Below are 13,498 nucleotides of genomic sequence, written 5' to 3' on the forward strand. Positions count from 1 at the left end.
TTAATCATATGCAATTTCTATCTTAAGCTCAATTATCCTATCCACTTGTGTTCGATCTATCCAGCTTCCGCTATAGGCAATATCCCAATCAAAACGATCTATTTCCAATGTTGCAGTATATCCATTCTCATACTCCGTAGCAGCCAATGTAACGGTATTTGTGATTCCTTTTATCTTCAGCTCTCCGCTTATACCTATTTCTCCATTTTTATTTTTCTTGATTTCAACGATTTTGAAGGTTGAAAAAGGATATTTGTCCACATCAAAAAAGTCTGCACTTTTAAGATGATTCGTGAGATTTCGGATTGGTATTGGATCAGTGGCAGGAATATCAGTGACGGTTATACTATTCATATCCACGAATAATTCTCCTCCCGCTAGCTGCTTGTTATCTATCAAAACATACCCCTCATGAATTGCGATTTCTCCCTCATGCTTCCCCAAGCCCATCATCTTGGTACCTTTCCAAAATATTTTTGACTTGAAAAGATCAATTTCAAGTGTGTCTGCCCCCTGATTAGAAATCGGGTCACCTATTGATGCAAACGTTTTAGAATCTGAGCTATCTATACAACCAATCATTAAAAATCCGATAATGGAAACAAGCAACTCATTCATATTCTGGAATATTCAAGCCTAAGATAAGATCTCGGTGAATGGTCAAAATCCCATTCTCTAACATAGGTATCATCACACCCGAACCACCTCTATTATTAAGGTTCTCTTTTCTTTCCTTTGTCAAAAGTGGATCATCTTCGAAAACAAAATCATCCAGATAATACGCTGTTTTTCCAGGCTCTTTTATAGTGATATGAATATGCTCAGGCTCATCTCTGCTGGAATAGGCGCCAGGCCGGAAGGTGTAAAAAGTATAGTTTCCTTCATCATCCGTTTTCACCCAGCCCCGAATAAAGCCATGGCGTTTTGCCCACCCTTTTTCATTTCCTTGAGTTTGATAGATGCCTTCCCGATTTGTATGATAAATGTAGATTATCACATCAGAAGTAGGGGTTTTGCCATCTCTTTGAAATACCCGTCCAGTGATTATTAGCTTGGGTTCGTTTTCGGAAAAGAGTGGTAAGGTATCCACCGCATTCAATTTCTTGTCTCCAAATTCAAATATTGCTTCGCAACCCTCACAAGGGCCGCCCACAACTTTATCAGAAGGAATCGTTTGTGCATTGCAGGAAAAAGAGCACAAGAGCATTAGAGAAAAAAGGAGTTTTTGCATCGCTTTATTTTTTCCAAAAGATTGGTAAAAGTTCTTTTGGGAAAAAACTGACTAGGCTAACCTGAGGAAAAAATAGGTCAAGACGATTGCAGGGACGAAAATCTCTCTTTGAAGTTATCCACATAATTCCTGCTTAGGCGCAATTCGCTGGAATTGGACAGCTGAATATCGTAATCACCGTTTAATCTGGATTTATAAGAAATCACTTTATTAAGATTCACAATTGTAGATTTATGGATTCTAACAAACTTGTCTGGATTCAACTGATCCAAAATCGATTTAAGTGTGGAGGAATGAAGTAATTTTTTATTTATTGTATGAATCGCGATATAAGGGGCTTCGGCGCTGATGAAGAAAACGTCCGATGTTTTAATCGCTGTTTTTGTCCTTCCAGAACCTACTAATATCTGATCGAGGTAATTTGACTTGCGCACTTCTTTTATAATGGATTTGTTTTTTCGCAGAAGTACCAACGAAATCACCGAATAGATCAGCAGATATTTGTACAAATCCGCTGAAATAGTATAGTTCAAATTCCTGAAAAAAGTGAAGGTGTGCCCATAGAAAAGTGCAGAAATTATATGCACTAAACCCGCAAAGATCAAGATGTGAAAAATGGAAGCGAAAATGACAAACAAGAGCCTTTTCGCTAATAAAACCCGAATCCCGGCAAGTGCAGAAACCTTATTAAAAAAACCATTAAGGATTATAGAAACTGGCAAAATCAGAATCCAAAACATATTGAAAAGGAAGGATTCTGAAGCGTAAAAAGAATAATCATTATACTGTGAATGCAGGTAATCCTGAAAAATCGTAACCAGCAATATCAGAACCAACACGGCTAGATATTTCAGTGTCGCCTTGATTCGGAGTTTCTTTTGTTGGAATATTGGACTCATGTAATCAGCAATTTGAACTTCTTTAATTTACATATTTAAAAATTAGTGCCCTGTCTATGAATAGCCTGTTGGTTCAGCCTAATCAACTCACATATCTTATTCCTTACCTAGCAATAGACATATGTAAAGATTTTTCGATTTTCTTTACATATAGTAAAGGGTATGTAAAGCAACTTTACATACGATTTGAAAAAAATGTAGGGCTGTAATGAAAAATCTTTCGCCCTATTTTATGTGTAAAGAGACATGTTTATTCCCTCTCCTATGGAAAAAGGAAATCACTACCCTAATTCTATCTCGCTCCTTCAGAGCTTATATATGGACTAAAATTATATTACCCAGCCCTTTAGGCTGGCCTAGGGTATTTTGGGCTGTCAGCCCATTTTTCCAAAAATTCTAACAAAATCTATATAAGGATGAAATAGTGATTTAATCGTTAAAAGATCTAAAGAAAGGTAAAATCTTCGTGGTCTCTGCGAAAACCTCTGTGTCCATTGTGGTTAAAATAGCATTTCAGAAAAAAGGACAGAGGAAGATTTGATCTTAATTCAGCCTAGCTTGGCACAGATCCAGGAAGCTTCTGCTACAGGTTTATTCATTGCATAAACGACTCCTTCTTGTTTGATCAATCGATCACTAATCCGGATATTTTTCACCACATATTTCACTTTTATCTCATAAGAGACTCCGCTTAAAAATCTAACTTTATCCAAACTCACCAGTCCAAAAAATCCCTCAGCTAGACCGAGCAATTTAATTCCAGCGCCTCCACATTGGGCCATTGATTCTATCAAAATCATTCCTGGAATAAATCCTGAATCAGGAAAACTGCCCGTTAGCATTTGGTCTTTGGTCTTGCTAAATGTCTTAATACCAATTATTTCCTCACGTGAAGCACTAAGGATTTCATCTACAAAAAGAAATGGATAACGGTGCGGAATCAGAGACTCAATAGTATTCATAGCAATATTGTTCTAGCTGAAGATACTTTTTTCCTGATTTATTTTTGCCCTATTCCGGAAAAATACTCTCATCCATTCCAGGAACGATCCTCAAAGCATTTTTGTAATACAATTTCTTCAATACCTCATCAGATAGCCCTAGACCATACATAGCCCAGTAGGCGTGGTATTTTTTGTAGTAGGGAAAATATTCGTCTTCAGTCTCTAACACCCTGAAATAGGTGTAATACTCCTCTTTATTGTAAGCATCCTTTCCGAATAAAACCCGGTCCTGATATTTCTCAAAAAACTCTTTAGCTCGTCTCGGTTGCCGTCCAAACTCAGCAATCACGGCGCCGATCCCAAAGTTTACATTCGGATATTTTTCCAGATGTGCAGAAGCTGCATTCAGATCATTGGCCATCCAGCCCATGTGTGCATTGATAAAAGTTGTCTCAGGATGCTTTGCAAAAACATCATGTTGCTCAGCCATTATCTGCTCAAAAGGTGCCGGATTATCGGCTCCACGCAGACGGTTTGGGTGAGTTTTCAACTCCAGCCATCGTTCATTAGTTGCATCCATTGGTTGCCAAAACTGTGCTGGATCGGCAGAATGGATAATCACAGGAATTCCCAGTTCACCAGCTTTTGCCCAGACTGGATCCAGATCCGGGTGATTTACCGGAACTCTATTTCCATTTACATCTGTCACATTCAACCCGAGACTCTTATATATTTTCAATCCACTGGCTCCTGCTGCTACATCTTCTTCTAATTCCTTTACTGCAATCCTCGCCCAATTCTCATCACCAAAACCAGCTAAATTGAGATTAGTAAAAACCATGAATCTGCCTGGAGCATAGGTGTTGAATTCCTTCAGCATGCCTTTGATATACTCTTGCTGCGTATTGCTATCTCCACGACCAAACCCTCTTCCGCTAAGGTTCACCAACACTCCCATGTTGAGTTGATCCATTTCGGAGATTAGCTGGCCGATTTTTTCTTCGTTGATTCCGCCCTGATGTGAGTGAATATCCACAAATGGAAATTTTGCCCGCGTGACTGGATGCTCAGGTACTTTCAATGTAGAGGGAGGATTATATTCTTCAAAACTCAAGTCCTGAGCTAACGCTGCATTTCCAAAAAATAAGAGTGATGATACAAGCAAAAATTTTGTGATATTATTCATAGACTAGCTTTTAGAGTTATTTAGGCTTGCTTACGCAAAAGATTATAAAAGAGTTAAGTATCCTGAAAATAGAAAATCCCGAGTGAATACCCGGGATTTTAGAATTGTATAATTATCTAGTAGTTCCTCCGTCGATCACCTGCCCAAAGAAGATCGCATTCATATAGAGTTTGTTCGTCCCAAACCAGAATGCCCGGAAGTTCATATTATCTGCAAAAGCGACTATGCGCCCCCTTCCAACGCCAGAAACCTGAATCACAGAGCCATTCTGAATTCCTGGAAGATTTGATGGGTGAAGATATCCAGAGGCCAATGGCTTCTCGGTATAAACCAAGGGATTCGCATACGGGTTTTCTGATGGCTCTAGGAATAAGTTATCATTTCTGAATGTATGGATATCTGAATTGATGTAACCGTAGCCGATTGGATGTGTCAAGTCAAGATTCGCATTAAAAATCGCTCCTCCTGTCACTTTCGCTCCTCTTTCGTTTTCATAATCTGCATAGGTTTTTTGAAGTACAGAATCTGGTTCAGCTCCATCACGGAATTTGAAATTTCCTACTTCATTCTGGGCAAGAAATTGGATTGCACCTCCTTTTGCCAATAGCGTTCCTCCACCTGAAATCCAAGACTTAAGCGTAGCTGCACCTGACTTTCCCAAACTATTGTATCTGCCATCCGGCATCAGAATAACATTGTACCTCTCTAGTGTACTCGCGCTCACTCTATCCATAGAAAGCAAGGTAATAGGCATTTCATAGCGCTGATCTAGCAAATGCCAGATTTCACCCGCCTCATAACTATCTACTCCGCCTTCCACTACAAGTGCGATCTCTGGTTTGTCTAAGGGCACTATATTTGGCGAACCAATATTCAATCCTCCGGTATATCCTGTTGTTAATCCATAGATATCTACTGTAGACTCTTTGGCTATTTCTGAAAGCTTATTGAAAAAAGCCTGGTCATCCAATCCACTTTCACCTTTATTAATCAATAAACTGCCCCTTCCGTATTTTTTACCATCGGCTGTGCTGAATTCTCCTGTAGCTACTCGCACCTGAAAATCAGCTTCCATCAATTTATAAGCAGCTTTAGGAGCATAATAATCCGTCCATTCCATTGCATATTGATATGCACCGACATCTCCAATTACTTTTCCTGGAGCCAAAGCGATAGAACTTTTTGTGATTTCGTTCACACTCGCCAAATTCAAAATCTGACTGTTAAGCGCCATGTAGTCAAGATTGAAAGCCATCGGATAGGTCCAGGCAGAAATATCATAAAACAAGCTGTCTTTAAATGTATTTCTTGTTTCGAACATTGCCTTGATCAATCTATACTGAGACTGATCTGCTGGTACGATGTATGAATTTTCTTTATCAAATTCTTTCCCATTCACGGTGATATCATCGTTAAGACTAAACACTTTGATGTCATGCTGGAGGATCAAATCAGCCAAATGATAGCTTCTTGCATCATCTTGCTTACTACCAAAAATGTATGCTTTATTGGCATCTGCATCCACTTCTACTTGAATCTCTTTATAAAAATCATTCATAAACTCATTCAACTCCTGACGCATTTCCTTAGCAGCTTGAAAGGAAGAGAGATTAGCTGTGAATTGGTTTCTAATGGTAAAAGGGAAGCTTAACATGCCATTTACACTTTCTTGTAAGTGTCCTCGGGAGCTGGCCTGCTCAAACAAAATTCCTATTGAGCCCTGCACATCTGGATAGGTAGAGCCTTTTCCATAATAATAATCATCGTAGCTCTCCTGATTGAAATATAAGGAACCAATTTGATCCAATGCTTTCGCATGATAGCTGCCAATTTTCTTCGTCAACTCAAAGTTCTTTTCTGGCGTGAGTGGGTGCATTCGTGCCGGTACTCCTGGTTGGAAAAAGAAGGTGCTATTTGTCCCCATCTCATGAAAATCCAAATGAATATTCGGAAGCCATTCCTGGAAAACCCGAACACGGTTTCTGGATTCTGGATGCTGAACAGGAAGCCAGTCTCTATTTAGGTCAAACCAGTAGTGGTTCGTTCTGCCTCTCGGCCAAGCTTCACTAAACTCCACATTGTTCGGATCTCCGTTCATGTTATAGGACTTATGCGTGTTTACCCATGACGCAAAGCGATTGAGTCCATCGGGATTAATAGCTGGATCCAGCAGCAAAACCATGTTGTCTAAGTCCCCGGCGATTTCTTTTGCGGCAGCAAAATGATACGCCGCTAGAAGAGAGGCATTAGCACCACTTGGCTCATTGCCATGAACAGAATACCCCATGAACATCACAACGGGCATACTTGCAATATCCGGTGATGCACCTGCATCTCTGAGTTTTTTCCTATCAGATTTAATCTGATCTATCTTCGCAAGATTGGACGGAGAGGTGATGGTCAATAAAACCTGAGGTCTTTTCTCGTAAGTTCTACCTGTTTCTTCGAAAGTCACTCGATCTGACGCTTCAGCCACAGCCTTCATATACATCACAAGCTGGTCATGACTTACATGCCATTCACCAACTTCATATCCCAAAATTTCCTTAGGTGTCGGGATAGACTCGTCATACGTATATCCCGTTGGGAGATAATAACTTAAGTCGACTTGAGCGAAGGCACACAACGCAAAAAAAGACAAAAGCAGCGAAAGCAGACTTTTTTTCATAGAGATTGGAGGTTTAACTTTTAGCTAAATTCACACATTGATTCCTTAAAAAAAGCTATTTTGGTTCAATGGTTAAAATAATTGAAGAAAACACATGGATTTAATAGCTCCCGGAAACGGAATACTTTACTGGCAATTAACAACTTTAGCGGCGGTCCTCGGCTATTTTTGCTTTATGATTTACGCATTGGTTGATTTGATTCGCTCAGATTTCAGAGAGCATCATATGAAACTGATATGGGCGCTTATAATTTTATTCATTCCTTATATTGGGACTTTTTTATATCTCAGTGTGAGTAGAAGAACCAAAAACAATTTTAGAAAATTCACTCCTGATTTCTCTTCTCATAGTACACAAAATACCAAATGACACTTTCTTTTATTCAAAATATGGGCGGCGGCTCAATTATGTTTTTCCTACTATTTGGTCTGATCTACACCATATTATGGATTTATTGCTTGGTAGATATACTTCGGTCAGAATTCAAAGATCCCAATATGAAAATAATCTGGATTGTGATTCTACTCTTTGCACAGGGAATTGGGCCGATTGTTTATCTGGCGATGGGAAAAAGCACAAAAACTACAAACTATTCTTGATATGTTCGGGCTTGGAATTATTGGGTTGGCTATTTATGCTTTCACCATTTATGATGTAATCTCCAGTAACTTCGCCAACCAAAACGACAAATTGATCTGGATTATTATTGTAGTACTTGTTCCACTTGTCGGAGCTGTCCTTTGGTTTTTGATTGGCAGGGGGAAGAGGATTTAATGGGCTCTCATATTTGTTGGGGTGACTTATTTATTTATAAATATGCTTTAGCGCAGGCTCCAGATCAGGACACTCAAAGTCAAATCCTGCTTTTTGGATTTTTTGGGAAGAGGCTCTATTACCTCCCAAGACCATCGCTGCCATTTCCCCAAGCACTAACTTGAGCACAAATCCCGGAACTCCGATCCCCACATAGGGTTTCCCCTTAGCTTTTGCTGCAGCTTGAGTAAGCTGTTGATTGGTAGCAGGATTTGGACCCACCGCATTGAATACACCCTGCAACGTCGTCTTTTCCAAAGCAAACACAAACATCCTGGCCAGATCATCAATTGCAATCCAGCTCATCCATTGATCACCATTCCCCAATGGCGCAGCTATAGGTGGCTTCATCATTTCTCCAAGGGCTCCCCCTTTGTCATCTAACACAATGCCTATTCTCAGCATCACCGTGCGAAGGTGCAGTTCCTCCATTCTCTTCACTTCATTTTCCCAAGCCACCACTACCTTGGCTAGAAAATCGGAACCGGATTCCTGGGTTTCGTCCATTAGAGAAGTGCCCGTATCGAAACCATAGTAACCAACCGCAGAGGCAGAGATAAAAGCATTCGGCTTGGAAGAGGACCTCTCCACTGCATTATAAAGCAATCTCGTACTTTGAATTCGGGAATCTAGAATAAGTTTCTTGCGATCATCTGTCCAGCGCTTCTCCGCCACCCCAGCACCTGCTAGGTGAATGATAGCATCCGCCCATTCCACTGCTTCTGGATCTATGTTTTGCTTTTCTACGTCCCATAGAAAAGATTTTTGGTTTTGCGGAGATCTACTAAGCCAGGCCACGGAATATCCTTTCAATTCCAGCAGCTGGGTAATTTTGTGGCCAATAAGACCTGAACCTCCGGAAATAAGAATATTTTTCATAGTTGGGTGATTTATATTTAGATAACCCTAGAACATCCAAATAAGTTGGCTCTCTCTGGCAGATATAAGGTTACATATGCTTCATTAAATTCAATATCTATTCCTAATTTGGCCTAACTATTTGTAAAACCTAGTTTGAACAGCGCTTCCATTTTTCGTTACATCCTTCTTTGGCTCGTTTTAGGCCTCTTGGTTGGACTGCTTTCAGGTGCCGCATCCGCTGTTTTCCTTATTTCGTTGAATTGGGCTACCGCATATAGAGAATCTCATCTTTGGATCATAGCACTGCTACCGATTGCAGGCTTCGTGATCGGCTGGAGCTACTATCGCTATGGGGAAAATTCGGTGAAGGGAAACAATCTCTTACTCGATGAGCTTTACAAAACTGAACAGCCAATTCCGCTCAGAATGACTCCTTTGGTGCTCTTTGGGACGATTTTGACACATTTATTTGGAGGATCTGCTGGAAGGGAAGGCACTGCTGTGCAGATGGGAGGTTCATTAGCGGATCAACTCACCAAGTATTTTAAATTACATCCAGAGGATCGTAGAATTATTTTAATTGCGGGAGTTTCGGGTGGATTTGCATCCGTTTTTGGAACTCCGCTAGCTGGAGCAATATTCGCATTAGAGTGGATGCAACATCGAAAAATTCGTTGGAAATCACTGTTTCCAGCGTTTTGGACTGCCTTGGTAGCAAATTGGGTTTGCTCTTCACTTTTCGGTGTAGGACATACCCATTATTTCATAGATCTGGTTCCTCCACATACTTTGATCAACTTACTCTGGATCATTCCTGCAGGAATTGCCTTTGGCTTATCAGGGAGATTATTTGCCCAAAGCACTCACTTTTTTTCTCATCAATTTTCCAAATACATCACTTACCCCCCACTTCGTCCGGTCATAGGCGGACTGTTGATTGTGGCATTTGTATATATTTCGGACAGTACGACCTACCTTGGTCTAGGCATTCCGAGGATTGTAGAAGCATTCGAGACACCCCTTCCTTGGTACGATTGGTTGGCAAAAACCGGCTTAACTAGCTTTACGCTAGGAGCTGGATTTAAAGGTGGAGAAGTTACTCCTTTATTCTTCACCGGAGCTACGCTCGGCAATACACTCGCTACCTGGATTCCACTACCGCTCGCACTTATGGCAGGAATGGGTTTTGTAGGAGTCTTTTCAGGAGCTACCAATACACCAATAGCATGTACTGTGATGGGTATGGAGCTGTTCGGGTACGAATCAGGGATATTTTTGGGTATTGCCTGTTTGATCGCGTATCTTTTCAGCGGAAAATCCAGTATCTATTCTTCCCAAAATCTTGATAAGAAATTCCATTTGTACCCCGCAGAAGGGATTTTTACCTTTTCCCGAGATAAGTCTCACACGCATGATTGATATTTCTCTAAAGCCTATTTCTCAAGCATGAAAATCAAGCTGAAAATCTTTTCCAACCCTGATCAAAATATCCTGTTTCTGAAAAAGGTGATTAAGGTGCAAGAAAAAGTGGTTCAGATCAGCAGTATTCTTGCATTTGGAATATTGCTTTTTCACTTGGGCTATTCCATAGATCCACAAGATCAGGTCGGAACTTCTTCGCTCTTCAGCATTTCCCTGATTCTAATCGGATTAGGTTATTTTGTTAGAGTATTATTAGTAGAAAAATCAATATTTCCTGCAAGAGTGATTCTCGAATTACTCCTTTCTCTTGTATTGATCGTCACGGCCTTAGTCCGTTGGAATGTGCTAGGATATGAAATAAGCCAACTTATTTTAGAGTTCACTGCGAGTTATCATCTTATCAATGGCTTGGTGATCATTCTGTTTTTCATAGAACTCAGCAAGTTCAGCCTTACTATAAATGAGCTAAAACTCAGTCCCTCACTAGTCTTTATTCTATCTTTTATCTTGCTGATCCTCTTAGGCGCCGGACTTCTGAGTCTTCCTGAAGCCACTACAAAAGATATTAGTTTTATAGACGCTCTGTTTACTTCAACTTCAGCAGTATGTGTCACTGGTCTGATCGTTCTAGATACCGCTAAAGATTTCACTTTTTTTGGTCAGGTAGTCATTATGATTTTATTCCAAATTGGTGGTCTGGGAATCATGGTTTTCACAAGTTTCTTTGGCTTCTTTTTCAAGGGAAGTTATTCTATAGAAAATAGACTTTTCATCCGGGATTACATCAATGAAAACAATGTAAATGAGATTTACTCGACCTTATTTAAGATCATCTCTTTTACCGTGCTAGTAGAAGGCCTTTGTGCATTTATGATCTATCAATTTACTGATGCAGCACAATTTATCGGACGAGGGGATCACTTGTTCTTTTCACTTTTCCATGCAATATCTGGTTTTTGCAATGCCGGTTTTTCTACACTGAGTAATGGATTATACGAAGAAGGATTCCGGGAAGCTTACAATATGCATTTGGCGATTGCTATGGCAATTGTGTTAGGCGGAATCGGCTTCCCGGTTGTTTTGAACTACTATTCTTATCTGAAGCATGTGATCGTAGGCTATGTGAAAAGTATCCTTGGTATAGAAAAATACCGACATACCTCACGGGTTTCCAGCGTCAATACGAGGTTAGTGGTCTATACCACCGGAATTCTATTGGTAGTGGGAATGATGGTATATGCAATCTCAGAACAGGATGCTACACTAAAGGGACTAAGCCCATATGGTAAATTTGCCACCACCGTATTTGGAGCTGTGACTCCAAGAACAGCAGGATTCAACACTGTTGATATGAGGGAATTAGCAGTTCCCACGGTATTAATTTACCTACTTCTGATGTGGATAGGAGCATCTCCCGGATCTACAGGGGGCGGACTAAAGACCAGTACTTTCGCAGTTGCTATGCTTAATACATTTAGCATTGCTTCAGGAAAAACCAGAGTGGAAGTTTTTCGAAGACAACTCTCCAATGAAACCCTCAAAAAGGCTTTCGCCGTAATTTCCCTTTCTGTTTTAGTCATTGGACTTGGCGTATTTTTACTGATGATTTTTAATCCTGAACTTGCGTTGATGGACGTGGCATTCGAAGTGTTTAGTGCATTTTCCACCGTGGGACTCTCACTGGGAATTACTTCACAATTAAGTATGGGTAGCAAATTAGTTTTGATGGCAATAATGCTGATAGGAAGAGTAGGGACGCTGACTATCCTAATAGCAATCGTGCGAAAAATCGGTGAGCAGCGGTATAAATATCCTGAAGAAACAGTCTTTATAACTTAATTTAAATCACATGAGATCGAGAATGACGAAAACGTCACACAAAAGGATGATTATAAATCCGGCGAGATTCCTCCCGATAGCTCCCGATAATTATCGGGACGGGATGACCATTAAAAATCTATTATAATCACATGAAATATATAATCGTAGGCATAGGCAATTTTGGAGGCTATCTGGCGAAGCGTCTGACGAATCTTGGACACGAGGTTATCGGTGTGGATTCCAGCGAAAGCAAGATAGAATTGATCAAGGATAGCATTACACATTCAATCGTAATGGATGCAACAGATAAGGCTGCCGTGAAAAATCTGCCTATTAAAGACACAGATGTGGTTATTATAGCTATTGGTGAAGATATTGGCGCTTCGATCATGAGCACGGCTATCTTCAAGCAACTGAAATCCAAGCGAATTATTGGCCGCGCTATTAATGACCTTCATGAAACGGTGATCCAAGCTATTGGGATTGATGAAATCATACATCCCGAAGAAGAAACGGCTGATAGACTTGCTAAAAGACTTCAGATGAAGGGGGTGCTAGATTCTCTGGAAATTTCTGACGAATACAATATCGTAGAGGTGAAAGTCCCAAAACGCTATTTGGAGATGACGGTGGCAGAAGCTAACATTCGAAAAGAATTTTACTTAAATATCCTCACAGTCATAAAAATAGAGCAAAAGAAGAATCTCCTAGGAATTAATTCGCCATACAAAAATGTGATAGGTGTGGTTACTCCTGATTATAAGTTCGAGTCTGAAGATATTTTGCTGCTTTTCGGGAAAATCAAAAACATACAGGACTTCTTGCAACTCGGAGATTAGTTTAGCTTTTCTCCACAAAATTTACAATACTCGTCCCATTCATCCAGACCGGAATGTTTGCAAGCAGGACAGGTTATTTGATTTCTTTTTTCCATCCTTCTTTTCTCAGCGGCCATCTCAGAGGAAACTATCCCGGTGGGCACGGCTATAATAGCATAGCCAAGAAGCATGATAATGGAGGCCACGAATTGGCCAATCGTAGTCTGGGGAGTAATATCACCAAAACCCACAGTAGTCAAGGTCACAATAGCCCAATACATCCCAACAGGAATACTCGAAAATCCATGCTCTGGCCCCTCTATGATAAACATCAAGGTTCCCATGATGAGAACTATGGTCAGCACAAAGCCAATGAAAATCATTATTTTATGAGAGCTCGCTTTTAGGGATTTGGTTAGATATTCTGCTTCTGCTACATACCTTCCAAGTTTCAAAATCCGGATCACCCGTAACAATCTCAACGCTCTGACAACGGTGAGTAGCTGAGAATTCACAATCAGAATACTCAGATAAGCGGGCAAAATTGCCAACAGGTCTACCATCCCAAAGAAGCTGAATATATATCCTTTTGGCTTGCGCGAGAGCCATATCCTCAACGCGTATTCTATCGTGAACAGGATAGTAAATAACCATTCCAGTAAAAGAAATAATTTCCCGTGCTGTAAGTGAAGGCTAGCTACTGAATCCAAGATTGCCACCAGAATACTGCCGAAAATCATAAACAGCAGTACGATATCGAATGTCTTGGAAGCCCAATCGTCTGACTCAAATACAATATGGGCCAAACGCTTTTTACTGATTTTCATAAAGAAA

At 40.3% G+C, this 13,498-nt stretch carries 14 protein-coding genes; 6 read left to right on the forward strand and 8 right to left on the reverse strand.

Annotation, left to right across the window (positions count from 1 at the left end):
* From SYJ56_RS01400 to SYJ56_RS01425, 6 genes are all read right to left on the reverse strand, one after another.
* Positions 1-618 (reverse strand): YceI family protein, encoded by a 618-nt coding sequence (locus tag SYJ56_RS01400; protein ID WP_323831699.1) that lies wholly within the window; start codon positions 616-618, stop codon positions 1-3.
* Positions 611-1,231 carry a dioxygenase family protein gene (locus tag SYJ56_RS01405; RefSeq protein WP_323831700.1) on the reverse strand — a complete coding sequence of 207 codons (621 nt, stop codon included), beginning with the start codon at positions 1,229-1,231 and terminating at the stop codon, positions 611-613. Before SYJ56_RS01405 ends, SYJ56_RS01400 begins: the two co-directional genes overlap by 8 nt.
* Before the next feature lie 77 nt (positions 1,232-1,308).
* Complete coding sequence (locus tag SYJ56_RS01410; RefSeq protein ID WP_323831702.1) at positions 1,309-2,130, reverse strand: LytR/AlgR family response regulator transcription factor; 822 nt, start codon at positions 2,128-2,130, stop codon at positions 1,309-1,311.
* A 548-nt stretch (positions 2,131-2,678) separates the two neighbouring features.
* Positions 2,679-3,092, reverse strand: a complete 414-nt coding sequence (locus tag SYJ56_RS01415; protein ID WP_323831703.1) for a 3-hydroxyacyl-ACP dehydratase FabZ family protein — start codon at positions 3,090-3,092, stop codon at positions 2,679-2,681.
* A gap of 49 nt (positions 3,093-3,141) precedes the next feature.
* Positions 3,142-4,260: an amidohydrolase family protein gene (locus SYJ56_RS01420; RefSeq protein ID WP_323831705.1), complete on the reverse strand. Its 1,119-nt coding sequence runs from the start codon at positions 4,258-4,260 to the stop codon at positions 3,142-3,144.
* Between the two features lie 112 nt (positions 4,261-4,372).
* Positions 4,373-6,928, reverse strand: coding sequence for a M14 family zinc carboxypeptidase (locus SYJ56_RS01425; RefSeq protein WP_323831707.1), 2,556 nt, complete (start codon positions 6,926-6,928; stop codon positions 4,373-4,375).
* Positions 6,929-7,103: 175 nt separating this feature from the next.
* On the opposite strand from SYJ56_RS01425, the gene SYJ56_RS25870 reads away from it, so the two are divergent.
* From SYJ56_RS25870 to SYJ56_RS01435, 3 genes are read left to right on the forward strand one after another with little or no spacing between them, the layout of a single operon-like run.
* Positions 7,104-7,298 (forward strand): PLD nuclease N-terminal domain-containing protein, encoded by a 195-nt coding sequence (locus tag SYJ56_RS25870; RefSeq protein ID WP_416377778.1) that lies wholly within the window; start codon positions 7,104-7,106, stop codon positions 7,296-7,298.
* A 38-nt stretch (positions 7,299-7,336) separates the two neighbouring features.
* Entirely contained in the window at positions 7,337-7,528 is a 192-nt protein-coding gene (locus tag SYJ56_RS01430; RefSeq protein ID WP_323831709.1) for a PLD nuclease N-terminal domain-containing protein, read from the forward strand.
* 1 nt (position 7,529) lies between these two features.
* Positions 7,530-7,703 (forward strand): PLDc N-terminal domain-containing protein, encoded by a 174-nt coding sequence (locus tag SYJ56_RS01435; RefSeq protein WP_323831711.1) that lies wholly within the window; start codon positions 7,530-7,532, stop codon positions 7,701-7,703.
* Between the two features lie 30 nt (positions 7,704-7,733).
* On the opposite strand, the gene SYJ56_RS01440 is transcribed toward SYJ56_RS01435, so the two are convergent.
* The gene (locus tag SYJ56_RS01440) at positions 7,734-8,621 is read right to left on the reverse strand and encodes a TIGR01777 family oxidoreductase (RefSeq protein ID WP_323831713.1); all 888 of its coding nucleotides are present in this window, start codon (positions 8,619-8,621) and stop codon (positions 7,734-7,736) included.
* Between the two features lie 135 nt (positions 8,622-8,756).
* Between SYJ56_RS01440 and SYJ56_RS01445 the strand changes: the two genes are divergently transcribed.
* The 3 genes from SYJ56_RS01445 to SYJ56_RS01455 all read left to right on the forward strand — a co-directional run bounded on the left by SYJ56_RS01445 (position 8,757) and on the right by SYJ56_RS01455 (position 12,685).
* Positions 8,757-10,022: a voltage-gated chloride channel family protein gene (locus SYJ56_RS01445; RefSeq protein ID WP_323831715.1), complete on the forward strand. Its 1,266-nt coding sequence runs from the start codon at positions 8,757-8,759 to the stop codon at positions 10,020-10,022.
* 27 nt (positions 10,023-10,049) lie between these two features.
* The gene (locus SYJ56_RS01450; protein WP_323831717.1) at positions 10,050-11,864 is read left to right on the forward strand and encodes a TrkH family potassium uptake protein; all 1,815 of its coding nucleotides are present in this window, start codon (positions 10,050-10,052) and stop codon (positions 11,862-11,864) included.
* A 131-nt stretch (positions 11,865-11,995) separates the two neighbouring features.
* The gene (locus tag SYJ56_RS01455; RefSeq protein ID WP_323831719.1) at positions 11,996-12,685 is read left to right on the forward strand and encodes a potassium channel family protein; all 690 of its coding nucleotides are present in this window, start codon (positions 11,996-11,998) and stop codon (positions 12,683-12,685) included.
* On the opposite strand, the gene SYJ56_RS01460 is transcribed toward SYJ56_RS01455, so the two are convergent.
* Positions 12,682-13,491 (reverse strand): ion transporter, encoded by an 810-nt coding sequence (locus SYJ56_RS01460; RefSeq protein WP_323831721.1) that lies wholly within the window; start codon positions 13,489-13,491, stop codon positions 12,682-12,684. The two genes, SYJ56_RS01455 and SYJ56_RS01460, sit on opposite strands and share 4 nt — an antisense overlap.
* Positions 13,492-13,498: the final 7 nt, after the last annotated feature.

The organism is Algoriphagus aurantiacus (assembly GCF_035156405.1).
In the GTDB taxonomy this organism is placed as follows: domain Bacteria; phylum Bacteroidota; class Bacteroidia; order Cytophagales; family Cyclobacteriaceae; genus Algoriphagus; species Algoriphagus aurantiacus.